General features: G+C 75.2%; 25 protein-coding genes and 2 pseudogenes. 17 read left to right on the forward strand and 10 right to left on the reverse strand.

What is annotated here, in order from left to right; translation table 11 throughout:
• Nucleotides 1–252: 252 nt before the first annotated feature.
• From EF918_RS08575 to EF918_RS08615, 9 genes are all read left to right on the forward strand, one after another.
• Entirely contained in the window at nucleotides 253–1,659 is a 1,407-nt protein-coding gene (locus EF918_RS08575) for a hypothetical protein (RefSeq protein ID WP_125643341.1), read from the forward strand.
• A complete protein-coding gene (locus EF918_RS08580) occupies nucleotides 1,660–2,199 on the forward strand; it encodes a hydrogenase maturation protease (protein WP_125643344.1) in 540 nt (179 codons plus the stop codon).
• Between the two features lie 240 nt (nucleotides 2,200–2,439).
• Complete coding sequence (locus EF918_RS08585) at nucleotides 2,440–2,835, forward strand: hydrogenase maturation nickel metallochaperone HypA (RefSeq protein ID WP_125643347.1); 396 nt, start codon at nucleotides 2,440–2,442, stop codon at nucleotides 2,833–2,835.
• A gap of 3 nt (nucleotides 2,836–2,838) precedes the next feature.
• Nucleotides 2,839–3,738 (forward strand): hydrogenase nickel incorporation protein HypB, encoded by a 900-nt coding sequence (hypB, locus tag EF918_RS08590; RefSeq protein WP_125643350.1) that lies wholly within the window; start codon nucleotides 2,839–2,841, stop codon nucleotides 3,736–3,738.
• 14 nt (nucleotides 3,739–3,752) lie between these two features.
• The gene (gene hypF / locus EF918_RS08595; protein ID WP_125643353.1) at nucleotides 3,753–6,158 is read left to right on the forward strand and encodes a carbamoyltransferase HypF; all 2,406 of its coding nucleotides are present in this window, start codon (nucleotides 3,753–3,755) and stop codon (nucleotides 6,156–6,158) included.
• The gene (locus EF918_RS08600) at nucleotides 6,127–6,393 is read left to right on the forward strand and encodes a HypC/HybG/HupF family hydrogenase formation chaperone (protein WP_125643356.1); all 267 of its coding nucleotides are present in this window, start codon (nucleotides 6,127–6,129) and stop codon (nucleotides 6,391–6,393) included. The genes hypF and EF918_RS08600 overlap by 32 nt, the downstream gene beginning before the upstream one ends.
• Nucleotides 6,390–7,571 carry a hydrogenase formation protein HypD gene (gene hypD, locus EF918_RS08605; RefSeq protein WP_260609989.1) on the forward strand — a complete coding sequence of 394 codons (1,182 nt, stop codon included), beginning with the start codon at nucleotides 6,390–6,392 and terminating at the stop codon, nucleotides 7,569–7,571. The genes EF918_RS08600 and hypD overlap by 4 nt, the downstream gene beginning before the upstream one ends.
• Before the next feature lie 121 nt (nucleotides 7,572–7,692).
• A complete protein-coding gene (hypE, locus tag EF918_RS08610; protein WP_125643405.1) occupies nucleotides 7,693–8,682 on the forward strand; it encodes a hydrogenase expression/formation protein HypE in 990 nt (329 codons plus the stop codon).
• Between the two features lie 56 nt (nucleotides 8,683–8,738).
• Entirely contained in the window at nucleotides 8,739–9,221 is a 483-nt protein-coding gene (locus EF918_RS08615) for a hypothetical protein (RefSeq protein ID WP_125643360.1), read from the forward strand.
• 100 nt (nucleotides 9,222–9,321) lie between these two features.
• On the opposite strand, the gene EF918_RS08620 is transcribed toward EF918_RS08615, so the two are convergent.
• Nucleotides 9,322–10,794 carry a cytosine permease gene (locus tag EF918_RS08620; RefSeq protein ID WP_125643363.1) on the reverse strand — a complete coding sequence of 491 codons (1,473 nt, stop codon included), beginning with the start codon at nucleotides 10,792–10,794 and terminating at the stop codon, nucleotides 9,322–9,324.
• 69 nt (nucleotides 10,795–10,863) lie between these two features.
• Between EF918_RS08620 and EF918_RS08625 the strand changes: the two genes are divergently transcribed.
• Together EF918_RS08625 and EF918_RS08630 are read left to right on the forward strand one after the other, a co-directional pair.
• A complete protein-coding gene (locus tag EF918_RS08625; RefSeq protein ID WP_125643366.1) occupies nucleotides 10,864–11,655 on the forward strand; it encodes a TetR/AcrR family transcriptional regulator in 792 nt (263 codons plus the stop codon).
• Between the two features lie 71 nt (nucleotides 11,656–11,726).
• A complete protein-coding gene (locus tag EF918_RS08630; RefSeq protein WP_125643369.1) occupies nucleotides 11,727–13,379 on the forward strand; it encodes an amidohydrolase in 1,653 nt (550 codons plus the stop codon).
• 60 nt (nucleotides 13,380–13,439) lie between these two features.
• On the opposite strand, the gene EF918_RS08635 is transcribed toward EF918_RS08630, so the two are convergent.
• The 4 genes from EF918_RS08635 to EF918_RS08650 all read right to left on the reverse strand — a co-directional run bounded on the left by EF918_RS08635 (nucleotide 13,440) and on the right by EF918_RS08650 (nucleotide 16,614).
• Complete coding sequence (locus tag EF918_RS08635) at nucleotides 13,440–13,985, reverse strand: hypothetical protein (protein WP_260609990.1); 546 nt, start codon at nucleotides 13,983–13,985, stop codon at nucleotides 13,440–13,442.
• Between the two features lie 207 nt (nucleotides 13,986–14,192).
• A complete protein-coding gene (locus EF918_RS08640) occupies nucleotides 14,193–14,474 on the reverse strand; it encodes a hypothetical protein (protein ID WP_185921655.1) in 282 nt (93 codons plus the stop codon).
• Nucleotides 14,471–15,343 (reverse strand): oxaloacetate decarboxylase, encoded by an 873-nt coding sequence (locus tag EF918_RS08645; protein WP_125643374.1) that lies wholly within the window; start codon nucleotides 15,341–15,343, stop codon nucleotides 14,471–14,473. Before EF918_RS08645 ends, EF918_RS08640 begins: the two co-directional genes overlap by 4 nt.
• Before the next feature lie 125 nt (nucleotides 15,344–15,468).
• Nucleotides 15,469–16,614 (reverse strand): helix-turn-helix domain-containing protein, encoded by a 1,146-nt coding sequence (locus tag EF918_RS08650; RefSeq protein ID WP_125643377.1) that lies wholly within the window; start codon nucleotides 16,612–16,614, stop codon nucleotides 15,469–15,471.
• A 120-nt stretch (nucleotides 16,615–16,734) separates the two neighbouring features.
• On the opposite strand from EF918_RS08650, the gene EF918_RS08655 reads away from it, so the two are divergent.
• Nucleotides 16,735–17,643 carry an alpha/beta hydrolase gene (locus tag EF918_RS08655; protein WP_125643379.1) on the forward strand — a complete coding sequence of 303 codons (909 nt, stop codon included), beginning with the start codon at nucleotides 16,735–16,737 and terminating at the stop codon, nucleotides 17,641–17,643.
• Here the strand turns inward: EF918_RS08655 and EF918_RS08660 are convergent.
• Complete coding sequence (locus EF918_RS08660; protein ID WP_260609991.1) at nucleotides 17,620–18,693, reverse strand: LysR family transcriptional regulator; 1,074 nt, start codon at nucleotides 18,691–18,693, stop codon at nucleotides 17,620–17,622. The genes EF918_RS08655 and EF918_RS08660 overlap by 24 nt on opposite strands.
• Here EF918_RS08660 and EF918_RS08665 point away from each other — a divergent pair.
• On the forward strand, nucleotides 18,683–19,354 hold the full coding sequence (locus EF918_RS08665; protein WP_260609992.1) for a DMT family transporter: 672 nt from the start codon (nucleotides 18,683–18,685) through the stop codon (nucleotides 19,352–19,354). The two genes, EF918_RS08660 and EF918_RS08665, sit on opposite strands and share 11 nt — an antisense overlap.
• Nucleotides 19,355–19,461: 107 nt before the next feature.
• Nucleotides 19,462–19,725, forward strand: coding sequence for a hypothetical protein (locus EF918_RS08670; RefSeq protein WP_125643383.1), 264 nt, complete (start codon nucleotides 19,462–19,464; stop codon nucleotides 19,723–19,725).
• A 55-nt stretch (nucleotides 19,726–19,780) separates the two neighbouring features.
• On the opposite strand, the pseudogene EF918_RS38985 reads toward EF918_RS08670, so the two are convergent.
• Nucleotides 19,781–19,876, reverse strand: a pseudogene (locus tag EF918_RS38985) (GNAT family N-acetyltransferase); the annotation flags it as partial.
• Here EF918_RS38985 and EF918_RS08680 point away from each other — a divergent pair.
• Nucleotides 19,874–20,527, forward strand: a pseudogene (locus tag EF918_RS08680) (APC family permease); the annotation flags it as partial. The pseudogenes EF918_RS38985 and EF918_RS08680 overlap by 3 nt on opposite strands.
• Nucleotides 20,528–20,594: 67 nt before the next feature.
• Here EF918_RS08680 and EF918_RS08685 read toward each other — a convergent pair.
• From EF918_RS08685 to EF918_RS08695, 3 genes are all read right to left on the reverse strand, one after another.
• Nucleotides 20,595–21,119, reverse strand: coding sequence for a DoxX family protein (locus EF918_RS08685; RefSeq protein WP_125643385.1), 525 nt, complete (start codon nucleotides 21,117–21,119; stop codon nucleotides 20,595–20,597).
• A 129-nt stretch (nucleotides 21,120–21,248) separates the two neighbouring features.
• On the reverse strand, nucleotides 21,249–21,971 hold the full coding sequence (locus tag EF918_RS08690; protein ID WP_125643387.1) for a DUF2993 domain-containing protein: 723 nt from the start codon (nucleotides 21,969–21,971) through the stop codon (nucleotides 21,249–21,251).
• On the reverse strand, nucleotides 21,968–24,217 hold the full coding sequence (locus EF918_RS08695; protein ID WP_125643389.1) for an MMPL family transporter: 2,250 nt from the start codon (nucleotides 24,215–24,217) through the stop codon (nucleotides 21,968–21,970). Before EF918_RS08695 ends, EF918_RS08690 begins: the two co-directional genes overlap by 4 nt.
• 247 nt (nucleotides 24,218–24,464) lie before the next feature.
• Between EF918_RS08695 and EF918_RS08700 the strand changes: the two genes are divergently transcribed.
• Entirely contained in the window at nucleotides 24,465–25,163 is a 699-nt protein-coding gene (locus EF918_RS08700) for a response regulator transcription factor (RefSeq protein WP_221889693.1), read from the forward strand.
• The gene (locus EF918_RS08705) at nucleotides 25,160–26,596 is read left to right on the forward strand and encodes a sensor histidine kinase KdpD (protein WP_125643393.1); all 1,437 of its coding nucleotides are present in this window, start codon (nucleotides 25,160–25,162) and stop codon (nucleotides 26,594–26,596) included. Before EF918_RS08700 ends, EF918_RS08705 begins: the two co-directional genes overlap by 4 nt.
• Nucleotides 26,597–26,598 lie beyond the last annotated feature (2 nt).

The following is a 26,598-nucleotide window of genomic DNA, read 5'->3' on the forward strand; positions in this document are numbered from 1 at the left end:
GGTAGGGGTAGAGGACGTAGCCCTCGAACAGGACGGCGTCGGCCACCTGGCGGGCGTGCGCGAACGGGACCATGGCGCCGTCCCCGACCCCGCCACCGGCACGGTCGCGCACGGCCGCCCGGTGGCCGGCGCCCCCCTCGTCCCGGGCCACGTCCCCCACCCCTACCGGGCCTCCTCCCCCAAGCACACGGCTCCGCGCCAGCTCGGGCCGTCCCCGACGCCGCCACGGACCCGTTCGCGCACGCCCGCCAGGTGGCCGACGCCGTCCTGTTCGAGGGCTACGTCCTCTACCCCTACCGGGCCTCGTCCGCCAAGAACCGGCTGCGCTGGCAGTTCGGCGTCCTCGTGCCCCCCGCCTGGGGGCCCGCGCACGGCGAGCACTCCGCCAGCCGGACCGAGCTCCTCATGGAGCCGCGCGGCCCCGCCGAACTCACCGTGGAGCTCCGCTTCCTGCACGCCCTGCGGCGCACCGTCCAGCAGGCCGGCCCCGACGGGCGCCTCGCCGACACCCCCGCGCTGCACCTGCCCGACCGGGTCCTGGTGCCCTGGGACGAGGCCACCGAGGAACGGGCCACCTTCCGGGTCCCCGTCGCGGACCTGGCGGGCGAGGGCCTGGCCCTGCCCTTCGCCCGGCCGGCGCGCGAGGAGTACGAGAAGGTCGTCGACGACACGGGCCGCACCGTCGGCCGCCTGGTCCGGCGCGGCGCACCGGTGGAGGGCGTCCTGCGCCTGCGCACCACCGCACTCGACCTCCCCTACCGGGCCTTCCGGCTCACCGCGGAGGCCGAGAACACCAGCGACTGGCACCCCGGGGGCGCCGACGAGGCAGCCGACCGGGACGCGGCCCTGCCCCGTTCCCTGGTCGCCGCGCACCTGCTGCTGTCCCTGGACCGGGGCTCGTTCGTGTCCATGACCGAGCCTCCCGAGTGGGCCCGCCACGAGGTCGCCGCCTGCGAGAACCGGCACACCTGGCCGGTGCTCGCCGGCGGACCGGGCCGCGCCGACGTAGTGCTGTCCTCGCCGATCATCCTGGAGGACCATCCCGCGATCGCGCCCGAGAGCGCCGGCGCCATGTACGACGCCACCGAGATCGACGAGATCCTGGCGCTGCGCACGGCGGCCCTGACGGATCAGGAGAAGCGCGAGGCGCGCGGTACGGACGCCCGCGCGGCCGCCGTGGTGGACCTCGCCGACTCGATGCCGGCCGAGGTGCTGGAACGGCTGCACGGCGCGGTGCGCTCGCTGCGCGAGATCACCGGCGAGGTGGCGCCGCCGGCCGGAGCCGGGCCGGGCGGACCGGACGGATCCGGCGGACCGCCGGAAGCGGGCGGTCCGGAGTCGCTGTTCCGCCCCGACACCCCCTGGTGGGACCCGGCCGGCGCGGACCCCGCCGGCCCGCCGCCCGAGCATGTCCAGGTCGACGGGGTGCCGGTCGGCCCCGGCAGCCGGGTCCTGCTGCGGCCCGGGTTGCGCCGCACCGACGCCCAGGACCTGTTCCTCCAGGGCCGCACCGCCCTCGTGGAGGCCGTCCTGCACGACGTGGACGGCGGCGTGCACCTGGCCGTCACCGTGGAGGGCGACCCGGGCGCCGACATCCGGCGCGAACAGGGCCGCTTCCTGTACTTCCAGCCCGACGAACTCAGCCCCGTGGAGGCCTAGATGAGCGGTGCCGTCCTGGTCGCCGGGATCGGGAACGTGTTCCTGGGGGACGACGGCTTCGGCGTGGAGACCGTACGGCAGCTCGCCGGCTGCGCCCTGCCCGACGGAGTCGAGGCCGTCGACTTCGGTGTCCGCGGGGTCCACCTCGCGTACCAACTGCTCGACGGGTACGACACCGCCGTCCTGGTCGACGCCACCGCCCGCGGCGGCGCCCCCGGCACCCTGTACGTGATCGACGCCGGCACGCCCGCCCCCGATCCCGTCGGGCCCGGCGGGGCGGCCCCGCTCGACGGCCACCAGATGACCCCGGACACGGTGCTCGCCCTGCTGGACACGTTGTGCGCCGGCACCGGTGGCACCCCGCCGCGGCAGGTGCTCGTGGTCGGCTGCGAACCCGCCGCCACCGAGGAGGGCATGGGGCTGAGCGCCCCCGTGGCCGCCGCGGTGCCGGAAGCCGTACGGCTGCTCCTGGAGCTGGTCCGGGACCTGGCCGCCGAGGACCCGGACGGACGCAGCCGCGCCGTCCTCCCCCAGAGGTGAGGAGACCCACGTGAAGAAGGCCATTGTCGGGGGCGTGTTCGCGGCGTCCGTCGCCGCCGTGCTGGCGCGGCTGTTCCCCGACGTCCGTCGCTACCTGCACATGCGCAGGATCTGACGGCCGTGCCGTGCGCCGTTCACGCCCCCTGCCGAATGGTCTAAGGGCGGACGGCGCGGCGGCGAGCCCCGGCCGGACGACCCGTCCCTGCCGCTGTAATGAGCCGCGGCAGGACGGAGAGTCCCATGCACGAGATGTCGATCGCCATGTCCGTGGTGGATCAGGTGGAACACGCCGCGCGCGACGGCGGCGCACACGCGGTGCGCGAGGTCCGGCTCCAGGTGGGCGCGCTGGCGGGCGTGGTGCCCGACGCACTCGCCTTCTGCTTCGAACTGGCCTGCACCGGCACGCTCCTGGAGGGCGCGGCCCTGGTCACCACCCCGGTCCCGGCACGGGCGCACTGCACCGGCTGCTCCACCGACTGGGCCGTGGGCATGCCGCCCGACCTGTGCTGCCCGGGCTGCGGTTCGGCCACCGGGACGGAGCTGCGGTCCGGTCGTGAACTCCGGATCGAGAGCGTGACCTGGGACGACGGACCCGTGTGCGTGCCTGCCGGCGAACCGATCCCCGAGGAGCGCTGAAGCATGTGCCGAGAGGTCGATCTGAAGCAGGCGGTGCTCGCCAAGAACGACGGGGCCGCGCACGCACTGCGCACCCGCCTCACCGCGGCGGGCGTCACCGTGGTCAACCTGCTGTCCAGCCCCGGCAGCGGCAAGACCGCACTGCTGGAACGGGAACTGGGTCTGGCCCGTGAGCGCGGGGTGCCCGCGGCGGCCCTGACCGCGGACCTGGCCACCGAGAACGACGCGGTCCGACTGGCCCGGTCCGGGCTGCCGGTCCGGCAGGTGCTCACGGACGGGCTGTGCCACATGGAGGCCGAGATGCTGGGCCGCCACCTGGACGGCTGGCTGCCGCCGGAGACCCGGCTGCTGTTCGTCGAGAACGTCGGCAACCTGGTCTGCCCGGCCTCCTACGACCTCGGCGAGAGTCTGCGGGTGGTGCTGGCCTCGGTGACCGAGGGCGAGGACAAGCCGCTGAAGTACCCGACGGCCTTCGGGCTGGCCCAGCTCGTCGTCGTCACCAAGACCGACCTGGCCGGGCCGGCGGAGTTCGACGAGGCCGCGTTCCGTCGCCACGTGCAGCAGGTCAACCCCGGAGTGGAGGTGCTGCTCACCTCCGCCCGGCGCGGCACCGGGCTGGGCCTGCTGCTGGACCGGGCCTCGGCGGTGGGCGCGGGCGCGCCGGCGCACACGCCGGTCATGGCGGGCCCGGCCACTTCGCACGGCCACCACCACGGGCAGGGGCACCACCACGGCCACGGCCACGACCACGGTCTCCACAACCACAACCACAACCACAACCACAACCACGACCACGACCACGGTCACCACCACGGCCACGGCCACGAGCACGACCACGAGCACGCCCCCGACCAGGATCCCGGCCCCGGTCGGTCCTCCCTGGCCGCGGCCGGTCCGCGCTGACGGCCGGTCCGCCGATGGAGTCGGTCGAGCGCCGCCGCGTCACCGTGCGCGGCGTCGTGCAGGGCGTGGGGTTCCGCCCGTACGTGTACACCCGCGCCACCGCCCTCGGGCTGGCCGGGCACGTCACCAACACCCCCGAGGGCGTGGTCGCCGAGGTGGAGGGCCCGGCCGCGGCCGTGCGGGAGTTCTGCGCCCGGCTCGCCGCCGACGCGCCCCCGCTGGCCGTGGTCGACGCCGTCGACCACCACCCGGTACCGGCGGCCGGTACCGGCGGGTTCACCATCGTGGCCTCCCGCACCGAGGGCGCGGCCCGCACCCTGGTCTCCCCGGACACCGCCACCTGCGCCGACTGCCTGGCCGAGCTGGCCGACCCGGCCGACCGGCGCCACCGGCACCCGTTCATCACCTGCACCCACTGCGGCCCACGGTTCACGATCGTCACCGCGCTGCCCTACGACCGGGCGCACACCACCATGGCCGGCTTCCCCCTGTGCCCCGACTGCGCCCGGGAGTACGCCGACCCGGCCGACCGGAGGTTCCACGCCCAGCCCGTCGCCTGCCCGGCGTGCGGGCCCCGACTGCGGCTGCTGACCGGCCGGCCCCCGCGCGAGCACCCCGCCCCGGACCCGATCACCGAGGCCCGCCGGCTGCTCGCCGCCGGCGCGGTCCTCGCGGTGAAGGGGCTCGGCGGCTACCACCTGGCCTGCGACGCCACCCGGGCCGACACGGTGGCGGAGCTGCGCCGCCGCAAGGGCCGCGGGGACAAGCCGTTCGCGCTGATGGCCCCGGACCTCGCGGCCGTGGAGCGGCTGGCCCACGTCGGGGCCGAGGAACGGGCGCTGCTGACCGGCGCCGACCGGCCGGTGGTCCTGCTGCGGCGGCGCGCCGGGGACACGGTGGGCGAGGTCGCCGAGGCGGTCGCGCCCCGCTGCCCCGACCTGGGCTTCATGCTGCCCTACACCCCCGTGCACCACCTGCTCCTCGGGCTGCCCGGTGACCCGCCCGGGCCCCGGCTGCTCGTGATGACCAGCGCCAACCTCTCCGGCGAACCGATCGTCACCGACGACACCGAGGCCCTGGAACGGCTGGCCGGTATCGCCGACGCCTGGCTCACCCACGACCGGGCCGTCCACGTGCCCTGCGACGACTCCGTGGTCCGGATCTGCGACGGCGCGCCGCTGCTGGTCCGCCGCTCCCGCGGCCACGCACCGCTGCCGCTCACCCTGCCCCTGCCCGTGCCGCCGACCCTGGCGACCGGCGGGGACCTGAAGAACGCCTTCTGCCTCGGCCGCGACCGGCAGGCCTGGCTGTCCGCGCACATCGGCGACATGGACTCGCTGGCCACCCAGACCGCCTACGAACGGGCCGAACGCCAACTGGAGTCCATCACCGGCGTCACGCCCGCCCTGCTCGCCACCGACCGGCACCCCGGCTACCGCACCGCCCGCTGGGCCCACCGGACCGCGGCCGGCCGCCCGGTGCACCGGGTCCAGCACCACCACGCCCACATCGCCTCGGCGATGGCCGAACACGGCCTGGACGGCAGCGCACCCGTCATCGGCATCGCCTTCGACGGCACCGGCTACGGCGACGACGGGGCCGTGTGGGGCGGCGAGGTCCTGCTGGCGGACTACCGCGGCTACCGGCGCTTCGCCCACCTGGGATACGTCCCGCTGCCCGGCGGTGACGCGGCCGTCCGCCGTCCGTACCGGATGGCGCTGGCGCACCTGTGGGCGGCGGGCGAGGCCTGGGACCCCGGGCTGCCGTGCACGGACGCCTGCCCGGACGACGAGCGGGCCGTCCTGCGCCGTCAGCTCGAACGCCACCTCAACTGCGCCCCGACCTCCAGCATGGGCCGGCTGTTCGACGCGGTGTCCTCCCTGGCCGGTGTCTGCCACGTCGCCGGCTACGAGGCCCAGGCCGCGGTCGAGCTGGAGGCGGCGGCGCTCGCCGCCGGGGACACGGCCGGCCCGGGCTACCGGTTCGCCCTGCGGCAGGGGAGCGGCGCGGACGCGGACCTCGCGTCGTCCCCCGTGATCGCGGACCCCGGGCCGGTCCTCGCCGCCGTGGGGGCCGACGTACGGGCCGGGGCGACGGCGGCGGTGGTCGCGGCCCGGTTCCACACGGCGGTCGCCGAGCTCGTCGCCGACCTGAGCGCGGCCGCCCGGGCCCGGCACGGCCTGGACACCGTCGCCCTGACCGGCGGGGTGTTCGCCAACACCCTGCTGTCCGGGGCCTGCGCCCGGCTGCTGCGCGCGGACGGCTTCACCGTGCTGCGCCACCGGCAGGTCCCCCCGAACGACGGCGGGCTGGCCCTCGGCCAGCTGATGGTCGCGGCAGCCGCCGCGCAGCACGCGGACGCGCAACACCCACAGCGAGGAGGAGCCCATGTGCCTGGCGGTGCCCGGCAGAGTGATTGACATCGGCGAGCGGGACGGGACCCGCATGGCCACCGTGGACTTCGGCGGGGTGGTCAAGGAGGTCTGCCTGGAGTACCTGCCGGACCTCCAGGTCGGCGAGTACGCCATCGTGCACGTCGGCTTCGCCCTCCAGCGGCTCGACGAGGCCTCGGCGCTCAGGACCCTGGAGCTGTTCGAGGAACTCGGCATGCTGCAGGAGGAGTTCGGCGACCCCTGGGAGGCGGCGCAGCGATGAAGTACATCGAGGAGTTCCAGGACCCGGGCCTCGCCCGCAAGCTGCTGGACGACATCCGGGCCACCGTCACCCGGCCGTGGGCGCTGATGGAGGTGTGCGGCGGGCAGACCCACACCATCATCCGGCACGGCATCGACCAACTCCTGCCCGACGAGATCGAGTTGATCCACGGGCCGGGATGCCCGGTCTGTGTCACCCCGCTGGAGGTCATCGACAAGGCCCTGGAGATCGCCTCCCGGCCCGAGGTGATCTTCTGCTCGTTCGGGGACATGCTCCGGGTGCCCGGCTCCGGCCGGGACCTGTTCCGGGTGCGCGGGGAGGGCGGCGACGTGCGGGTGGTGTACTCCCCGCTGGACGCCCTGAAGATCGCCCGGCAGAACCCGCACAAGGAGGTGGTGTTCTTCGGCATCGGCTTCGAGACCACCGCCCCGCCCAACGCCATGACGGTGTACCAGGCCCAGCGCCTGGGCATTCCCAACTTCAGCCTGCTGGTCTCGCACGTGCGGGTGCCCCCGGCCATCGAGGCGATCATGTCCTCGCCGAGCTGCCGGGTGCAGGGCTTCCTCGCGGCCGGGCACGTGTGCAGCGTCATGGGCACGGCCGAGTACCCCGAACTGGCCGAGCGGCACCGGGTGCCGATCGTGGTCACCGGCTTCGAACCGCTGGACATCCTGGAAGGCGTACGGCGGGCCGTACGGCAGCTCGAACGCGGTGAGCACACCGTCGAGAACGCCTATGCACGGGCCGTGCGGCCCGAGGGGAACCCGGCCGCGTTGGCGATGCTGGACGACGTGTTCGAGGTGACCGACCGGGCCTGGCGGGGGATCGGGGTGATCCCGGACAGCGGGTGGCGACTGTCCGAGCGGTACCGGGAGTTCGACGCCGAGCACCGGTTCTCGGTGACCGGGATCGCCACCCGGGAGCCGGCCGAGTGCCGCAGCGGCGAGGTGCTCCAGGGGCTGCTCAAACCGCACGAGTGCGAGGCGTTCGGCACGGTGTGCACCCCGCGCACCCCGCTGGGCGCCACGATGGTCTCCAGCGAAGGCGCCTGCGCGGCGTACTACCTCTACCGCCGCCTGGACCTCGCCGCACCACGGACGGCGGGCACCGCAACCGGCACCACCACGGGCACCACCGGCACCGAGCCCACGACCCGGGAGGCGAGCCCCGTTGGCTGAGACGCAGACGCAGACGGAGACGGAGACGACGGCTCGGGCGGATCGGCAGGGGGAGGCCGCACCGCTGGACATCACCGGGTGGACCTGCCCGGCACCGCTGCGGGACCATCCGCGCGTGGTGATGGGACACGGTGGCGGAGGCGCGCTCTCCGCCGAACTGGTCCAGCACGTCTTCGCCCCGGCCTACGGCGGCCCGGCGCTGGCCGGGCTCGGCGACAGCGCACAGCTCACCCTCGGCGGGGCCCGGCTGGCCTTCTCCACCGACTCGTACGTGGTCCGGCCGCTGTTCTTCCCCGGCGGCAGCATCGGCGACCTGGCGGTCAACGGCACGGTCAACGACCTGGCGATGAGCGGGGCCCGGGCGGCGTACCTGTCCTGCGGGTTCATCCTGGAGGAGGGCGTGGAGACGGCCGTGGTGGCCCGGGTGGCCGAGGCCCTGGGCGCCGCGGCACGGGCCGCCGGGGTGGAGGTGGTCACCGGTGACACCAAGGTGGTCGAGTCGGGACACGGCGACGGGATCTACGTCAACACCTCGGGCATCGGCCTGATCCCGGCGGGCGTGGACCTGCGGCCGCAGCGCGTGGTGCCCGGCGACGTGGTGATCGTCAGCGGCGAGATCGGGCTGCACGGCATGGCCATCATGAGCGTGCGGGAGGGCCTGGAGTTCGGGGTGGACGTGGCCAGCGACTGCGCCGCCCTGGGCGGGCTGGTGCAGGCGATGCTGGCGGTCACCCCCGATCTGCACGTCCTGCGGGACCCGACCCGGGGCGGACTGGCCGCCGCGCTCAACGAGATCGCGACCGCCTCGGGCACCGGCGTGGTCCTGCGCGAGGGCAGCGTCCCGGTACCCCCGGCCGTGGCCAACGCCTGCGCGGTGCTCGGCCTGGACCCGCTGTACGTGGCCAACGAGGGCAAGCTCGTGGCGTTCGTCCCGCGCGAGCACGCCGACGCCGTGCTGGACGCGATGCACGCCCACCCCCTGGGCCGCCGCGCAGCCGTCGTGGGGGAGGCGGTCGCGGACCACCCGGGCCTGGTCGTGGCCCGCACCGGCCTGGGCGGCACCCGGGTGATCGACCTCCCGGTGGGCGAACAACTCCCGCGCATCTGCTGACCGTCGGGCCGTAGGCTCCTCCTCGGCGTGCGAAGGACGTGGGGGAGGAGCCGGGCTTGGGAACGACGGACCGTCGGGCCGTGTTCCGGGTGCCGCGGGGTGCGACCGGATTCCGGCACATCAACGAGCCGGAACTCCCGCAGGTCGACCCCGCGGTGTGCGACGCGGCCTGGGACGCAGCGGCGCGGGCGGCGGGCGGCGAGGTGGGGTACCACCGCAAACGGTGGTACCCGCAGAACTTCCACTGCGCCGCGCTCACCGACCGGGCCGCCGCACCGCACGTGGCACTGTTCCACGGCCACCATCCGTACGTCGCCTTCGTGCCGGAACCCGGCCTCGCGTACACCGACGAGTTCCTGGACCCACCCACCTGGGCGGACGCCCTGACCGCCCACGGCTTCACCGTGCTGGGGGCAGCCCTGCTCCGGACCCCGGTCCAGGAGTGCGACACCGGTGCGCTGGCGGAGACGGAGTGGCACCAGATCGACTACTGGCAGCCGCCGACGCTCGGCGCACTGCTCTTCAACTGGTGGGACTGAAGGGGGCGGTGGCCCTGGTGGCGCCGCGTCGTCGCCGGCGGACGGCGACCAGCGGGGGCGGCCACCAGCAGCACGCCGACGGCATGTCTCGACGACCGACCTATGGCGCCGGGCGGCGCAGGGTGGCGGCGTACACGGCGGCCGCGACGGTCATGCCGGCGGGCAGGGAGAGGTCCACCCCGCCCAGGGCCGTGGCGAGCGGGCCGGTGTAGACGGTGTTCACACAGAGGGCGGCGGCGAGGACGCCCCCGCCGACGGCCAGGGCGCCGGCCGGGTGGACGCCGCCGGTGTACCAGAAGGGGCTGCGGGGGCTCTCGTCCGCGAGCGCGGCGCCGTCGTAGCGCCCGCGCCGCAGGACCACGTCCGTGGCGTAGACCGCCATCAGCGGACCGATCAGGACGACGATCACCTGCAGGGCGTTGCTGATCGTGTCGAGGAACCGGGAGGCCAGCAGGCCGTACACCGTCAGCGCGACGGCGGCCAGGCCGTCGAGGAGCACGCTGACCGAGCGGCGGATCCGCAGGCCGACGGCCTGGAGGGCGAGTCCGGCGCTGTACGCGGTCAGGGCGTTGACGGCGATCGTGCCGAGGACCAGGGCGAGCAGGAAGACGGGGGAGAACCAGCTCGGCAGGAGCTGTTGGAGGCCTTCCTGCGGATCGCTCATGTCGACGGCGGTCGCGGCGAACGCGCCCAGCGCGCACACGAGGACGCTCGGCAGGAAGGCGCCGAAAGCCGTCCAGCCGACGATCGCCGCCCGCGAGGAGGCGCGCGGCAGGTAGCGGGAGAAGTCCGCGCTCGTCGTGTACGACAGCGGGCCGGACGCGGTCAGGGTGACACCGGCGAGCAGGGCGGCCCACAGGTCGACCCCGGTGAGCGGCTCGTCGGGGGTGTACGTGAAGTCGGCGTGGCGGGCCACGGCGACGGCCACGACGGCGAAGGCCGCGGTCAGGGCCAGGGTGATCGGCAGGTAGAGCCGCATGATCGTCGCGTGTCCGTACACGCTGATGGCAAGGGTCAGCGCGGCGATGACCACGATCACGGCGACCTTGACCCCGGTCGTCGCGGTGATCCCGGTCCGCTCGACCAGGGCGAAGGCCGCGGCCGCGGCGGCGGCCAGGTTGAGGGCGAAGTAGCAGACCGAGACCAGCCAGCCGCCGATCGCGTTGTTCACGCGGTTGCCGAGGACGCCGTACACGGCCCGGGTGATCACCTCGCTCGGTGCACCGGCGGCCGGGCCGGAGACCGCGACGAGGCCCGTCAGCAGCCAGAACAGATTGCCGACGACGATCACGGCGAGGGACTGCCACAGGCTCAGGCCCAGGAGGACGAGCGCGCCGCCGACGACCAGGCTGAGGTAGTTGACGTTCGCCGCCGCCCAGACCGCGAAGAGGTCGCGGGGGCGGCCGTGGCGCTCGTCGTCCGGGACCGGGTCGATGCCGTGGGCCTCGATGTGCCCGGCCCGCTCCGGGGCCGGCCGGACCGGTTCCGTGGCGGGTCCCTCGGCGGGTCCCGGGGAGGGGGCCGTGGCGCGGTGCTGCGGCGGGCGTTGGGGGTCGGGTATCGCGGACGCCATGGGGTCCTCCGGTGCGCGGGAACATCCACCTGCTTGCTTATTGGTCGCACACTCAATAGCATCCTCGGTATGTCGTCAAGCGTCCAGCGCAAACGGATCCGCAAGTCCCCGGACGCCCGCCGGGCCGAGATCGTGGCGGCCGCCACCGGGGTGGCCCTGGCCGAGGGGCTGGAGTGCGTCACGCTGCGGCGGATCGCCGAGGAGCTGGCCGTCCGGCCCGGTCTGATCAGCCACTACTTCCCCTCCGTGGAGGATCTGGTGGCCGAGGCGTTCGGCAGTGCGGCCACCGCCGAGCTCGACCGGCTCGTCCCGCCCGCCGATCCCGCCGGGGCCGGGTCCTCCGCTTCCGCGACGGAGCGGCTGGCGGCGTTCTTCGCGCAGACCTCCGGCCCGGCGTACGACGCCATCAGCCGGCTGTGGATCAACGCGCGGCACCTCAGCCGCTACCGGGACGTGCTGCGCGACCGGGTCGCCGGGCAGGAGGCCGCGTGGCGCGGGCGGTTGGAGGAGGTCGTCCGGCGGGGCGTGGAGCAGGGGGAGTTCCGGACGGACGACCCCCGGGTGACCACCATCAAGATCCTGGTCGTCCTCGACGGCCTGGGCGCCCACGCCAACACCGACACCACCGACCGCCCGGCGGCCGTGACCCGCATGGCCGTCACCACGGCCGAGCAGGAACTGGGGCTACGGCCGGGCGCGTTGGCCGCACCCGGCCGCGCGGGAGCCACGCCCCTGTCCCGGGGCGGAGCCGAGGCCGGTCCGAAGGCTGCGCCCGAGCCCGGGCCGGGGCACGCGCCCGCGTCAGCGCCCGAGCCGGGGTCCGCGTCCGGGCCCGGCGGCCGAATCGAGGCCCGTCCGTAGGTCGCGTCCGCGCCCGGGCGTGGGCACGGGCGTCGGACGTGATCCGTCATCGCACCTTTCTGGAGCCTTTCGTGCACGAACCACTCGTCCTGCTGTCCGCCCGTCTGCTCGACCCGGTGTCCGGGGGCTTTCTGCCCGGGACCGCCCTCGCCGCCGTCGGGGGGCGGATCGCCGCGCTGGGGGACGAGCGGTCCGTCCGGGCCGCGGCCGGTTCCTCCGCGACCGTGGTCGACCTCAAGGGGGCGGTGGTGACCCCCGGGCTGGTCGACGGGCATGTGCACCCCGTCTCCGGGGCCGAACTCACCCACGGCCTCGACCTGTCCGGCTGCACCGACGTGCCGCAGGTGCGCGCGGCCCTCGCGGCCGGCGTGCGGGAGCTCGCGCCCGGGGGCTGGCTGCACGGCTGGGGCCTGGACCCGAACGTCTTCGGGGCCGGACCGGTGGAGACGGCCCCCTTCGACGCGGTGCTCGACGGGGTCCCGGCCACCCTCCTGCTCTTCGACGCCCACTCCCTGCTCGCCAGCCGCCGCGCCCTGGAACTGGCCGGCGTCGACGGCCCCCGCACCTTCGACCAGGCCTCCGCCGAGGTCGTGTGCGACGCCGGAGGCCGGCCCACCGGGCTGCTCCTGGAGGACGCGGCCTGCGAACTGGTCGAGCGGGTGGCCCCGCAGCCCACCCGGGCCGAGCGCCGCGACCGGCTCGCCGCGGCCCTGCGGGCCATGGCCGCCAGCGGCCTGACCGGGGGGCACGCCATGGACGCCAACGGCGACAGCCTCGCCTTCTACGCCGAACTCGACGCGGCCGGCGACCTCCCGCTCCGGCTGCGCGTGGCCCCCTGGTGCCAGCCGGGCACGGACGCCGACGGCGTCCGCGCGCTGATCGAGCAGCAGGGCACGGGCGGCGCCCTGTGGCGGGTCGACGGGGTCAAGACCTTCATGGACGGCACCATCGACAACGGCACCGCCTGGCTCGAACGCCCCGACTGCCACGGCGAGTCCACCCACGCCTTCTGGCCGGACCCCGAGGTGTACACGCGGACCCTCGCCGAGCTGCACCGGGCCGGAGTGTCCACGGCCACCCACGCGATCGGCGACGCTGCGGTCCGCCATGTCCTCGACGCCGTCGAGAAGGCCCAGGCCCAGGCCGGGGCCCCCGGGCCGGCGGCGGGCGGGCGGCGCGGGCCGCGGCACCGGGTCGAGCACATCGAGACCGTGCCCGACGACACCCTGCGCCGGTTCGCCGAGCTCGGCGTCATCGCCTCCATGCAGCCCACCCACTGCTGCGACTTCACCCGCGCCGACCACACCGACAACTGGTCGCGCCGCCTCGGCGAGGAGCGCGCCGCGCGCGCCTGGCGCTGCCGCGACCTGTGGGACTCGGGCGCCACGGTGGTGCTCGGCTCCGACTGGCCCATTGCGCCGTACCCGCCGCTGGGTGTGATGGCGGGGGCCCGCCACCGCCGCCCCTCCCGTGACCTGAGCCAGGCCCCGCACGGCCCGGAGCAGGCGCTGACCGCCCTGGAGGCGCTGCGGGGCATGACGGTCGCGCCGGCGTACGCGGCCGGTGAGGAGCACGAGGCCGGGCGGATCGCCGTGGGGCACCGCGCCGACCTCACCGCCTTCGCGGCCGATCCCCTCACCACGCCCGCGACGGAACTCCTGGACGTGCCGGTCCTGTTGACGGTGCTGGACGGCCGCCCCACGCACCGCGCCGCGAGCCTGTGACGGCGGTGGCCCGGCAGCACAGGGCTGCCGGGCCACTGGGACGTGACGAAGGACCGGTCGTCAGCTCTTCGTGGCGCTGGAGACGACGCACGACTTGTACTCGCTGCCGTCCCCCTTGCCGGTGTACGGCGCCGTGGCCTCGACCTGCTGGGAGGCGCCGGCCTTGACGACCACGGTCTTGGCCTTGGCCGTGGCGGCGAAGGTGTTCGAGCCCGGCGCGCCCTCGAACTTCATCGTGATGTTGTACGTGTAGTCCCGCGTGCCGCTGTTGGTGACGGTGAGCCGGGCGACCATGTTCTTGCCCGTGTCGTCCATCCGGCACTTGTCGATCTTGATGTCGCGCGAGGCCTGGTTGGCGTTGCTCGAACCGCCGGAGACCGACGTGCCGCTGCTCGACGAGCTGCCGGACGTGCCGGACGTACCGGACGTGCCCGACGTGCCGTCGTAGCCGCTGCCCCCGGTGGTGCCGCTGGTGGTGCTGCCGGAGGTGCCGGACGTACCGGAGCCGCCGGAGCTGCTGGACGAGCTGGAGCTGTGGCCCCCGCCGCAGCTGGCGCCGTGGTGGCCCCGGGCGCCGGTGAGCGCGACGACGGCGAGACCGAACACGGCGATTGCGCGGACATGACGAAGCTTCACGTTTGGACCCCGTTGAGAAAGAGCGATGAGCAGGAACCCGCCCAGGCATGCCTTGGCAGGCGCACGTCACCCTAACAGCGTCTTTATGTCGCTCGGTCCGTCCAGCTCGCGTGCGCGGGATCGTGGCAGAATCACGACACGTTGGTCACAAACAGCGCACACTCAACCAGGGGGTCGTCAGGACGCCTGGTGCGGCCCAGCCGGCCCGGCCCGGCTCGCGTGGAGCGCCTCGATCAGCGTGGCCAAGGTGTCCGCGGCGCTGCCCTCGTGGTCGCTGCCGGCCGTGCCGCTGCCGGTCTGCAGGTTGGCCGAGCGGTCGATCTCCACGACCGAGTCCGCGTGGGAGTTGTCGATGACGGTGATCAGGCTGTCGCCGGCCGCCGCGGGGGCGGCCGCGCCGCCCACCAGGGCCGCCGTCAGGTACGCGGCCAGCCGGACGCGCCGTGGCCCGGAGGTCATGCGTCCACCCGCTCCCGCGCCGTCGGGACGGGGTGGTGCCGGGTGATGTTCTTGGCCAGCAGCCGGGTGGACTCGGCGACGCCGATCTGGTCCCTCGCGTCCGTCGCCGGCAACCGCCCGTCGGCGCGCTTCAGTTCGCCCAGGGCGGCGTCCATCGCCTCGTGCGCCGCGAACAGGCACGGCGTGCTGTAGATCGCCACGTCGATGCCGAGCTCGCCGAGCTCGGTCAGCGAGAGCCGGGGCGACTTGCCGCCGGCGATCTGGTTGAACAACAGCGGCTTGCCGTCGACCACTTCCCTGATCCGCCGGATCCATTCCACGCTGCGGACCCCGTCCACCAGCACGACGTCCGCGTCCGTCGCCGCCAGCGCCTCGGCCCGCCGCAGGATGTCGGCCTCGTCCGTGGCGTCCGTACGGGCGACGACCACCAGGTCCTTGCGCGTGGCCAGCACCATGTCCAGCTTCTCCAGGTACTCGGCCAGCGGCAGCACCAGCTTGCCGTCGGCGTGCCCGCACCGGCGGGGGCGCTTCTGGTCCTCCAGGATCACCCCGGAGGCCCCGATCCGCTCCAGCCCCTCCACGACGTGGCAGGCCACCTCGGGGTCGACGTACCCGTCGTCGATGTCCACGAGCAGGTGGTGCCGCGGGAACGCGCCGCGCAGCCGCTGCACGAAGCCCAGCATGTCCGGCCAGGCGATGAAGCCGATGTCCGGCAGTCCGTAGTACGAGGCCGCGAAGCCGAAGCCGGAGACGAACATCCCGTCGTAGTGCCCGGCCGCCACCGAGGCCGAGTACATGTCGTACACGCCGATCAGGGGCGTGGTGCCGGGCTCCGCGATGGCCGCGCGCAGTGTGTTCCCGTAGCTCATCCGTCATCTCCTCCGAAGAAGCGCTTTACTCGCAGCAGATGATTTCCTGGTGATTCCTTGAACTTTCGCAAAGGAGCCCTTTACTCACCCCAATGGCCCAGTGCGTTCACCGCAGAAACGACCAGTCAGCCGTCGAGCAGCCGCCATGCGCTGAGCGCGACCCTGGCCCGGAGCAGACCATCCGGCGCGGTGAGGTCGAGCTCCAGGGCCTTGGCCAGGTGGTCGAGCCGGCGGGAGACGCTGCTGTGGTGGAGGTGGAGGAGGTCGGCGGCGCCCCGCAGCGAGCCGGTGCAGCAGTAGGCGTCCAGGGTGTCCAGGTCCGCCGGGGTGCCGGCCAGCCGGGCCACGGCGGCCACGTCCGGGTTGTCGCGCAGGGCCCGGTCCGGCACCTGGGCCAGCAGGGCCAGCGCCCCCAGGTCCGCGTGACGCACGACCGGGCGGCGTGCGGTCGTGAAACGGAGGGCGGTACGGGCCTCGCGCCAGGCCCGGTCGGGGGCGTCGGAGCCGCCGAGGCCAGCGCGGACCTGCGCCGGCAGCCGGGACGGGTCCACCGTGGTGGCCAGGACCGCCCCCGCGGCGGCGAGCGGCGCCGCCTTCACGGGCCGGGCCGGGCAGAGCGCGGCGGCGACCTGGTCCAGCGGCAGTGGTGAGCGTACGGCGACCACCCGGACCGGCGCGCCGACGGCGAAGCCCAGCAGCCGCAACGCCCGCGCCCGGGCGGCCTCGTCGCTGTCGGCGCTGATCACCAGCTCGACCAGGGCCGGATCGGCCATGGTGGTACGGGCCGGGCCGTAGCGCTCGACGACCCCGGCGACGGCCAGGGCGAGCCGGTCCAGCAGGAGTTCGTCCAGCGGACCGGCCGGGCCGGGGCGCTCCAGCCACACCTCGCCGATCTCCTCGTCGTCCAGGGTCACCGCGACCGTGGTGGACGCCCGATGCGTCGGCGCGCCGCCGGCGGACCCGGCCGCGGGCCCAGCGCCGGCGGCGGACCCGGCCGCGGACCCAAGGCCGGTCACGGTCCCGGGACCGGCCGCGGACCCCGCCACCTCGGACGGCTCCGGAGCCTCGCTCCCGTCGGGTGCCCGGCGGATCGCCCGCCCCGACGCGCGCAGCCGGATCCCGGCCACGCACTCGGCCAGACCCGCCGAGGCGCGCGCCAGGGCCGGCAGGTCCACCCGCCGACGCATCAGCGTGTCGTAGAACATGACGACGCGGATCGCGCCCTCGGCCTGCGTGTCCAACTGGGACAGCCGTGCGGCCAGTACCTCCATGCGGTCGAGGATAGGCGTACCGGCCGACCCCCAGCACCCGCCGATCGGTGCGCGGGCGGGGCCCGTTGACCGACGGGTGGCGGATGCGGGAGGGCGGCGCAGGCCGCGACCATGGGCGGCATGGATCCCGAACTCGAAGCGTTCATCCCGCTGTTCCCCCGGGCCGACCTCACCGACCCGGTCGCCGACCGGGCGAAGCTCGCCGCGCTGGCCCGCTCCGTACCGCCACCGGACACCTCCCGCCTGACCGTCGAGGACCGCACGGTGCCCGGCGGCCCGGCCCGGCCGGACGTGCCCGTGCGCGTCTACCGCCCGCTGAGCGGGGCCCGGGGCGCGATCGTCTGGCTCCACGGCGGCGGATTCGTCATGGGCGACCTGGACACCGAGCACCCGTGGGCGGCGAGGGTCGCCGAGGCCGCGGAGGCGGTGGTGGTCTCGGTCGGCTACCGCCGGGCGCCCGAGGACCCGTTCCCGGCTGCGCTGGACGACTGCTACGCCGCACTGGCCTGGACCGCCCGGCACGCGGCCGGGCTGGGCGTCGACCCGGAGCGGATCGCGGTGGGCGGGCACAGCGCCGGCGGCGGTCTCGCGGCGGCGCTGGCGCTCCGGGCGCGGGACGAGCGGGGACCGCGGATCTGCTTCCAGCTCCTCAACCAGCCCGAACTGGACGACCGCCAACAGACCTGGTCCGCGCGGAACTTCACGGACACGCCCTGGATGACACGGGACAAGGTCGCCGTCACCTGGCGGCACTACCTGGGCGGCACGCCCGCCACGCCGTACGCGGCCCCGGCCCGGGCCACCGACCTGTCGGGTCTGCCGCCCGCGTACGTGGCCACCGCCGAGTTCTGCCCGAACCGCGACGAGGGCATCGCGTACGCCGTGGGCATGCTGCAGGCCGGCGTACCGGTGGAGCTGCACCAGTGGGCCGGGACCTTCCACGGCTCCCAGGCGATCCTGTCCGCCGACGTGTCCCGGCGGCAGATCGCCGAACTCGCCGCCGTCCTACGGCGTGCGCTGACCGCCTGAGTCCGCAGACCCGGTGACCAGCGCCGCCACCGCCGCGATCGGCGGCCACGACCACTGGCCGGCGCGGGCCAGCAGCGAGGTGCGCCGGGTGCCGGCCAGCGGATCCAGCGGCCGGAACGCGACATCGGTACGACCGGCCTCGATGCCCGACTCGGCGAGCACGGCCACCCCGAGGCCCGCGCCGACCAGGCTGTTCACCAGGTGCAGGCTGTCCATGCGGTGGGCGATGCGCGGGGTGAACCCGGCGATGGCGCACACCCGCTGCACCAGCTCGTCGTCGTCCGTCCCGCGGGAGTTGGCGATCCACCCGGTCGTGGCGAAGTCCCGCAGCTCGGCCAGGGCGACCGGACGCCCGGCGTTCGGGTGGTCGGCGGGCACCGCGAGGAACAGCGGCTGCTCCTCGACCACCCGGGCGTCCAGTTCCCTCGGGACCGCCCGCGGGACCAGGCTGTAGTGGTAGATCAGGCCGAGGTCGATGCTGCCCGCGCGCACCAGGTCGACGGTGTGCTCCGGCTCGTGCTCGTACGTCTCCACCTCGATCCGCGGGTACGCCTCCCGCAGGCGCACCAGCATGGGCAGGACCACCGGTTCGACCGCGGTGAAGAAGCTGGCCAGCCGGACCCGCCCGGCGGGCTCGGCCCCGCCGCTGAGCTCGGCCTGCGCCTCCTGGACCGCGGCCAGGATCCCGACCGCGTGCTCGACCAGGCGCTCCCCGGCGGGCGTCAGCCGCACCCGGCGGCCGACCGGCCTGAGCAGGGGGACACCGACCTCGGCCTCCAGGACGCCCAGGTGCTTGGAGACGGCGGAGGTGCCGTAGCCGGTGCTCGCGGCGACGGCCGCCATGGTGCCGAGGCGGTGCAGCTCCACGAGGAGGCGCAGCCGGCCGAGGTCCGGCAGGGGTCGGGATCCGGGCAGCCGGTGGGGACGCGCCGGGGCGACCGAGCTGTTCGACGCGCTCGGCCCCGCGGGGACCACCTGGCTGCGGCTCGGCTTCGCCGCCGTGATCCTGCTCGCCTGGACCGGACGCTCCCTGTGGCGGGTGGTGCGCACGACGGCCCGCGCCGACCTGCTCGGCACCGTCGGCCTCGGCGCGGTCAGCGCGGGGATGATGCTGCTGTTCGCGGAGGCCGCCGCCCGGCTGCCGCTGGGCACGGCGACGGCGCTGGAGTTCCTCGGACCGCTCGCGGTCGCCGTCGCCGGTTCGCGCCGGGTCCGCGAACTGCTCTGGCTGGCCCTGGCCGCGGCGGGCGTGCTGCTGCTCACCTCGCCGTGGAGCGGCTCCGCCGGTCTCGTCGGGGTCCTCTTCGGACTGGGCTCGGCCGCCTGCTGGGCGCTGTACGTCATCGGCACCGCGCACGTCGGCAGCCGGTTCTCGGCGCAGCACGGGCTGGCGCTGTCGTTCGCGGTCGCCGCGGTCGTCGCCGCGCCGTTCGGAGCGCCGGGGGTGGTCGCGCACCTGACCTGGGAGGTGGCCCTGGCGGCGCTCGGGATCGCCGTCCTGATGCCGCTGCTGCCGTTCCTGCTGGAGATGAAGGCCTTGCAGCGCATGTCCAAGACCACCTACGGCACCCTGGCCGGCCTGGAACCGGCCGTGGCCCTGTGCGCGGGCATGGTCCTGATCGCCCAGACGCCCACCGTCCTCCAGGCCGCCGGTACGGCCCTCGTGGTCACGGCCGGCATCGGAGCGGCCCGCGGCGAGGCCCGCCGCTGAGGCCCCGGCCGTTTACCCGGCCGCGGACCGGGCAGCCGCCCGGACAGACGCAGGACGCCGCAGGGCGATGCCCGACGACCGGCGCCGGACGACCGAAGGGATCGGCGATGGACGAGGAGCAGGGCGGAGCGGGCGGGGTCCCGCTGCACCACGACGACGACGGGGCCGAGGACCGCCGCAAGCCGCACGTCACCACGAGGGCGACCGACCCCGGGACCGGAGAGCACCGGGAGCGCCGCGACGACGGGCGCACCGCGGCCGCGGACACGGACGAGGCGAGCCGGCTCGACCGGCCGCAGAAGTCCGCCGACCCCCGCGACGGCCGCACCCGGTGGACCGGCCCCCGGGACCCGGACCCCGACGGGAAGTGACCGCCGCGACCGGCCGGGCGCCGGTCGGCCGGTCGCCCGGTGTCCGCGGCTCCGCTCAGTCGAGCGGCTTGTCGAAGTGGAACGCGCCGATGACGAAGCGCTCCCGCAGGTAGAAACGGTGCGCGTCGGTCCGGTGGGTGCCGGAGTCCACATGCCGAAGGCCATCGTGTACTCGCTGGGCATCGCGATGGTGCTCTACGTGCTGGCCTGCCTGGTGCTGACGGGCATGCAGCACTACACGGAGATCGACCCGGAGAGCGGCTTCTCCAGCGCCTTCAAGTCGGTGGGGCTGGACGCGGTCGCCGACATCATCGCGGTCGGGGCCATCGTCGGCATCCTCACGGTCATGTTCACCTTCATGCTCGGTGTGACCCGCGTCTGGTTCTCCATGAGCCGGGACGGACTGCTGCCCCACTGGTTCGCCAAGACGCACCCCACCCGCCACGTCCCCACCCGGGTCACCTGGATCGTCGGTGCGACCTCGGCCGCCATCGCGGGCCTCGTCCCGATCGGCGACGTGGCGGAGCTCACCAACATCGGCATCCTGCTCGCCTTCGCCGTCGTGTGCACCGCGGTCATCGTGCTGCGCTACCGGCGCCCCGACCTGCCCCGCACCTTCCGCGCCCCGTTCATGCCGGTCACCCCGGCGATCGGGGTGATCGCGTCCGTCTGGCTCATCACGTACCTCCAGGCGGAGACCTGGCTCCGCTTCGTCATCTGGTTCCTGATCGGGCTCGTCGTCTACTTCGGCTACTCCTACCGGCACTCCCGGCTGGCCCAGGAGTCCCAGGAATCCCCGTAGTCGCCGTGGGAGGGCCTCGCGGGCCGGAGCCGGCGAGGCCCTCCCGGGTACGGACGGCCGGCGGCGCCTAGTCGCGCAGGAGCAGGATCAGGAAGGCCAGGACGACGCCCAGGAGCAGGCACGCGACCCCGTACCGCACGCGGTGGTGGCGGAGCACCGGGACGAAGTGGTCCAGCGCGTAGCGGCCCGGGCCGGTCAGGGCGAGGGTGGCCGCGGCGGCGATGATCAGGCTCTCGAACTCGACCCCCTCCGCGCCGAGGTAGGCGCCGGCCCACTTCACGGCGATGGCGTTGACCATCACGCCGACGATCGCGCCGGCTGCCAGCGGGGTGAGCAGGCCGAGGATCAGCCCCAGGCCGCCGAGGGTCTCGGTGAGACCCGCGATCACGGCCATGGTCTCGCCCGCCGGGTAGCCGGCCTTCTCGAAGAACTTCCCGGTGATCTTCACCCCGGGGCCGTCGAACCACCGGAACAGTTTCTGCGTGCCGTGCAGGGCCATGATCGCGCCGAGCACGAGCCGGAGCACCGGCAGGCCGATGTCGTAAGGGGTGGCGGGGACGCGGGGGTCGAGCCGGAGCGATGGAGTCGTCATCCTGGCACCTTCTGTCGGAGCGCTCGGGGAGCGGCGGGGCGTCAACCGTGCCCAGCCTGACGAAAAGCAGGGCGAAATGCCCGGTACGCGGGTCCGCGAGTCGGTGGCGCCCCGCCCGCCGCCGAGCCGCTACGCAAGCCCCCCGGACGGCGGTGCCAGGTGCAGGTCCGTTCCCCGGACGGTGACCTCCACGCCCCGGTCCGTCACCCGGGCCGCCTCCGCCCGCAGCCCCGGCAGCGCGGCGTCCGCCCCGCCCGGGCCGGCCCGGCGCCCCTCGGCGGCGGCCAGTTCCTCCCGGACCGCCCCCACCAGCCGTTCGGGTGCGGGCCGGCCCAGCAGGGTGGCCTCGGCCAGGTCGAAGGAGAGCCGGCCGTCGCGCAGTTCCGGGCGCAGGACCACGGTGGCCGCTCCGCCCGGACCCAGGCCGAGCCGGAGCGTGCCGGACGCCGGGTCGGTGGTCACCGCGCCGACCGGCAGCGCCCGGTCGCCCGCCGCGAGCGAGGCGCGCACCGCGCCCGCCGGCACCGTGATCCGGCCCCGCACCGATGCCACCGTGGCCCGGCCGTCGCCGGCCGTGGTCACCCCGTGCAGGCTGAGGTCGACCGAGGCCCCGGTGATCCGGCCGAACGCCACGTCGTGCCCGGTCACCTCCGCCGCGTCCACCCGGCCCCGGGCCACCGCGAGCAGACCCGGGCCGGACAGGTCCGCCTCGGTCGGGCCCAGCCGGGGCCGGAGCGCGTCCTCGATGCGGCCCTCGACCACGCGCGTGGCGCCGTACTCGGCGGTCCCGGCGAGCAGGGCCAGCCCGGCCGCCGCCCCCGACAGCCAGAGCGCCGGCCCCCGCCGCCTCACGCCCGTACCCCCTCGGCGCCGGCCCCGCGGACGGCCGCCTCCCCGTCGCCGCCCTCCGGGTCCAGGTGCGGCAGCAGCCGGTCGAGCCGGCGGGGGATCCACCAGTTGGCCCGGCCCAGGAGGTTCATCGAGGCGGGCACCAGCAGCAGCCGGACCACGGTCGCGTCGAGGACCACGCTCACACCGAGCCCCAGCGCCAGCATCTTCACCACCGGGTCCGGGGACAGCAGGAAGGCCAGGAACACGCTGGTCATGACGATCGCGGCACAGGTGATGACCCGGGCGGTCGAGGCCAGGCCGGCCGCGACGCTCGCCCGGTCGTCCCCGGTGGCCAGCCAGTGCTCCCGGATCCGTGACAGGAGGAACACCTCGTAGTCCATCGACAGGCCGAAGACGATCGCGAACATCATCATCGGCACGTAGGACTCCACCGGAACCGGCTCGTCCACGCCCAGCAGCGGCCCGCCCCAGCCCCACTGGAACACCGCCACCACGACACCGAACGACGCGCCGATCGACAGCAGGTTCAGCAGCGCGGCCTTGGCCGCGACCAGCGGACTGCGGAACACGACCAGCAGGAGCAGGAACGCCGCCGCCACGACCAGGCCCACGACCAGCGGCAGCCGGGCCGCGAGCACGTCGCGGAAGGTCTGCTGGCCCGCCGCCGGCCCGGTCGGATAGCCGGTGGCGTCGTGCGGGCCCAGGGTGTCGGGCAGCGTCTCGTCCGTCAGCCGGTGGATCAGGTCGGCGGTGGCCCGGTCCTGCGGGGCGCTGTCCGGGACCACGGTGGCCACCAGCAGGGCCCCGTCCGCGGTCGGCGCGGGCACCGTCGCCGAGGCGACGCCCGGCGTCCGGGTGAGCGCGCCGTAGAGCTCCTGGGCGACCTCGGTGCGCTCCCGGTCGGTCGCGCCCCCCTTGCCCAGGGTGACCACGACGGTGACCGGCGCGTTCGTGCCGGGCCCGAACCCGTCGGCGATCAGGTCGTACGCGTGGCGCTCGGTCGAGCTCGCGGGTGACGCCCCCGCGTCGACATGCCCCAGCCGCATCCCCGCGACCGGTACGGCGAGCACCCCCAGCACCAGCAGGCCCCCGACCAGCGCGGTCCACGGCCGGCGGCCGACCGCAGCCGCCCAGCGGTGCCACACGTCGCCGTCCCCCTCGGGCTCGTCGACCGGCTCGCGGACATGGAACCGGTCGATCCGCCGCCCGGCCAGGCCCAGCAGCGCAGGAGTCAGCGTGAGGGCGGCCAGCGCACCGGTCAGCACGGTGGTGGCCGCGGCCACGCCCAGCATCCCGATGAAGCCCACCCCGGAGGCGAACAGCCCGGCCAGGGCGACCGTCACGGTCAGCGCCGCCACCAGCACCGCCCGGCCGCTGGTGGCGACGGTCCGGCCGGCCGCCTCCGCCGGATCGGCCGTCCCGTGCAGCAGTTTGCGGTGCCGGGTCACCAGGAACAGCGCATAGTCCAGGCCCACGCCCAGGCCCATCATCACCGCCAGCGTCGGGGAGACCGCGGCCAGAGAGACCTGCGCCGCGGCCAGCCCCAGCGCCGCCAGCCCCGCCAGTACCCCGACCACGGCGCTGACCAGCGGGAACGCCGCCGCGGCCACACTGCCGAAGCCGAGCAGGAGCACCACCAGGGCGGTCACCACACCGATGGCCTCGGACACCCCGTGGGCACCGCCGGAGGCCGCGAGCTTGCCCAGCGGGCCGCCGTACTCCACCTCGACCCCGTCCGCGCGCAGCGGCGCGACCGCCGCGTCGACCCGGTCGACGTACGAGGCGTCGAAGCGCGCCGGGGTCGAGGAGAAGCGGACGGTGAAGTACCCGGTCCGGCCGTCCTGGGTGACCGACCCGGGCGTGGAGAGCGGGTCGCTGACCGAGAGCACCTCCGGGAGCCGGGCCAGCTCCGCCCGCGCCGCCTCCACGTCCGCCCGGCGCGCGCCGAGCCCGCCGGGTCCGCCGGCCGACAGCACGATCTGCGCGGGGACCCCGCGGACCGCCGGCCCCCCGTGCGCGTCGAGCAGGTCGGCGCCGGTCTGGACCGAGGTGCCGGGAAGGCTGAAGTCGTCCTCGTAGCTGCCGCCCCAGAGCCGGTCGGCGCCGACGACGGCGACCAGGACCAGGAGCCAGGCGGCGATCACGAACCAGGGGCGGCGTGCACAGCCGCGCCCCACCCGGTGCAGCCGCCCCGGGCGTACTGCGGGAGCGGCCCCGGGCCGGGCGGCCCGGTCGGTGGTGGTCATCAGGGGTGGTCCTTGCCAGGAGGGGACGGAGGAAGGGCGGAGCGCGGGCCCGGTGGGGCCCGGGGCTCGCCCGTCACCGATCATGGACGCCGATCACCAGGGGATCATGAGCGCATTGTCAGGCTTCGGTAAGGCTCCGGCCGCCGGCCCCCCGCCGCGACGCCCGCGGCCCGCGCCGCTGACTAGCATGGACGCCGACCCAGGCCGCCCGCGGCTCCGTCCCGCGCCCACCCCTCCCGGAGCCGTCGTGAACCCTCGCAAGGGACTGGTCCTCATCGTGGAGGACGACCGGAACATCGCCACCCTCCAGCAGCTCTACCTGGAACGCGACGGCTACGGGACCGAGATCGCCGAGGACGGCGCCGCCGGCTTCGACGCCGTGCTGCGCCTGGCCCCGGCCGCGATCGTCCTGGACATCGGACTGCCCGGCCTGGACGGGGTGACGTTCTGCCGGCGGTTGCGCGAGCGCGGCGACTGGACCCCGGTGCTGCTGGTCACCGCCCGCGGCGACGAGGCGGACCGCATCCTCGGCCTGGAACTGGGCGCCGACGACTACCTCACCAAGCCCTTCTCCCCGGGCGAACTGGTCGCCCGGGTCAACGCCGTGCTGCGCCGCGCGACCGCAGCGGGCCGGCCGGCCGTGCCCGCCGTGCACGTCCGCGGGACGTTGCGGGTCGATCCGGGCCGCCGCACCGTCCACGTGGACGGCGTCCCCGTCGAGTTCACCGCGCTGGAACTGGACCTGCTCGACCACCTGCTGGCCCACCGCGGCCAGGTCTTCAGCCGGGTCCAGCTCCTCGACCAGGTCTGGGGCGGCTCCGCCCACCGGGACCCCCGCGTGGTCGACGTCTACGTCTCCCAGATCCGCGGCAAGCTGGGCGACGCCAGCCCGATCCGCACCGTACGGGGCGTCGGCTACAGCGCGACCGACGAGGACCGGCCGTGACGCCGGGACGCGCCGGCGCAGCGGCGACGACCGGGAACCGGGGCCGCCGCACCCTCGCCCGCGAACTCGTCCTGTTCGCCGGGTTCGTCGCCCTGGTGGCCGTCCTGCTCAGCGGGGTCACCGCCTGGTACACCGCGCGCGGGAACGCCGAGGCGCAGGAACGCGACCGGCTCGCCCGGCAGGCCACCGTCCTCAGCCGGGTGCCACGACTGTCCGCCCTGCTGGTGGAGGGCGAGCAGCAGATCGCCGGCGCCAACGGCGTCCGGCTCGCCGTCCTCGACCCCTCCGGGGCGCTCACCGGCCCGGCCGCCGACGCCGTCAGCCACGCCGGGCGGGACCGGCTGCTCACGCACCGGCCGCTGTCCACGACCGCGACGCTGGACGGACAGGAGGTCCTGGTGGAGGGCCGGGCGGGCCGCGCCGGGGGAGTGGTCCTCACCAAGGCCACCACCGAGGTCGACGCGGCCGCCGCCCGGATCCGCCGCAACCTGGTCCTGCCGCTGTGCGCGGGCCTGCTCGGCGCCGGCGCGGCCGGCCTGCTCCTGGCCCGGCGCATCGCCCGCCCGCTGACCGCCGCGGCCGGGGTGGCGGGCCGGCTGGCGGCGGGCGAACGCGGGACCACCGCCACCGCACCCGACGAGGACCCCCGGGCCGCCGCCGGGCCCCGGGAGGTGGCCGAGGTGAGCCGGGCCCTGGCCGTCCTGGACCGGGAACTGGCACGCAGCGAGGAACGCCGCCGGGAGTTCCTGCTGTCGGTCTCCCACGAGATCCGTACGCCGCTCACCACGATCCGCGGCTACGCCGAGGCCCTGGCCGACGGGGTCGTCCCCGCCGACCGGGTCCCGGCGACGGGACGCCTGCTCGGCGCCGAGTCGGAGCGCCTGGACCGCTTCCTGCGCGACCTGCTGGACCTGGCCCGCCTGGAGGCCGACGCCGCGGACTTCCGGATCGACACCACCGACACGGACCTGACCGCGCTGGTCACCCACGCGGCCGGGACCTGGCGCGAACGCTGCGCCCGGCACGGGGTCCGGTTCGCCCTGGAGCGGCCGGAGTCCGGCCCGCCGCTGACGCTCCGCACCGACGGCTTCCGGGTCCGGCAGCTCGCCGACTGCCTGCTGGAGAACGCCCTCCGGCTCACCCCGGAGGGCGGGCCCGTCGTCCTGGCCGTGGCCCCCGCCCCCGAGGGCGGCGGCGCCCTCCTCCAGGTCCGGGACGGCGGCCCGGGCCTCACGGACGAGGACGTGGAGGTCGCCTTCGAACGCGGAGCCCTGCACGACCGCTACCGCGGGGAACGGCCCGTCGGCAGCGGGCTGGGCCTGGCCATCGCCCACCGGCTCGCCACCCGGCTCGGCGGCACCCTCACCGTGCTCGGCCACGGCCCGGAGGGCGGCGCGGCCTTCACGCTGACCCTGCCCGCCGACCCCCCGTAGCC

The organism is Streptomyces sp. WAC06614, assembly GCF_003949795.1.
Classification (GTDB): domain Bacteria; phylum Actinomycetota; class Actinomycetes; order Streptomycetales; family Streptomycetaceae; genus Streptomyces.

Excerpts from the sequence above, each read along its gene's own strand:
- EF918_RS08580 (WP_125643344.1), top strand. The coding sequence starts at position 1,660 with ATGAGCGGTGCCGTCCTGGTCGCCGGGATCGGGAACGTGTTCCTGGGG.
- EF918_RS08585 (WP_125643347.1), top strand. The coding sequence starts at position 2,440 with ATGCACGAGATGTCGATCGCCATGTCCGTGGTGGATCAGGTGGAACAC.
- hypB (WP_125643350.1), top strand. The coding sequence starts at position 2,839 with ATGTGCCGAGAGGTCGATCTGAAGCAGGCGGTGCTCGCCAAGAACGAC.
- hypF (WP_125643353.1), top strand. The coding sequence starts at position 3,753 with ATGGAGTCGGTCGAGCGCCGCCGCGTCACCGTGCGCGGCGTCGTGCAG.
- EF918_RS08600 (WP_125643356.1), top strand. The coding sequence starts at position 6,127 with ATGTGCCTGGCGGTGCCCGGCAGAGTGATTGACATCGGCGAGCGGGAC.
- hypD (WP_260609989.1), top strand. The coding sequence starts at position 6,390 with ATGAAGTACATCGAGGAGTTCCAGGACCCGGGCCTCGCCCGCAAGCTG.
- hypE (WP_125643405.1), top strand. The coding sequence starts at position 7,693 with ATGGGACACGGTGGCGGAGGCGCGCTCTCCGCCGAACTGGTCCAGCAC.
- EF918_RS08620 (WP_125643363.1), bottom strand. The coding sequence starts at position 10,794 with ATGGCGTCCGCGATACCCGACCCCCAACGCCCGCCGCAGCACCGCGCC.
- EF918_RS08625 (WP_125643366.1), top strand. The coding sequence starts at position 10,864 with ATGTCGTCAAGCGTCCAGCGCAAACGGATCCGCAAGTCCCCGGACGCC.
- EF918_RS08640 (WP_185921655.1), bottom strand. The coding sequence starts at position 14,474 with ATGACCTCCGGGCCACGGCGCGTCCGGCTGGCCGCGTACCTGACGGCG.
- EF918_RS08645 (WP_125643374.1), bottom strand. The coding sequence starts at position 15,343 with ATGAGCTACGGGAACACACTGCGCGCGGCCATCGCGGAGCCCGGCACC.
- EF918_RS08650 (WP_125643377.1), bottom strand. The coding sequence starts at position 16,614 with ATGGAGGTACTGGCCGCACGGCTGTCCCAGTTGGACACGCAGGCCGAG.
- EF918_RS08655 (WP_125643379.1), top strand. The coding sequence starts at position 16,735 with ATGGATCCCGAACTCGAAGCGTTCATCCCGCTGTTCCCCCGGGCCGAC.
- EF918_RS08670 (WP_125643383.1), top strand. The coding sequence starts at position 19,462 with ATGGACGAGGAGCAGGGCGGAGCGGGCGGGGTCCCGCTGCACCACGAC.
- EF918_RS08685 (WP_125643385.1), bottom strand. The coding sequence starts at position 21,119 with ATGACGACTCCATCGCTCCGGCTCGACCCCCGCGTCCCCGCCACCCCT.
- EF918_RS08695 (WP_125643389.1), bottom strand. The coding sequence starts at position 24,217 with ATGACCACCACCGACCGGGCCGCCCGGCCCGGGGCCGCTCCCGCAGTA.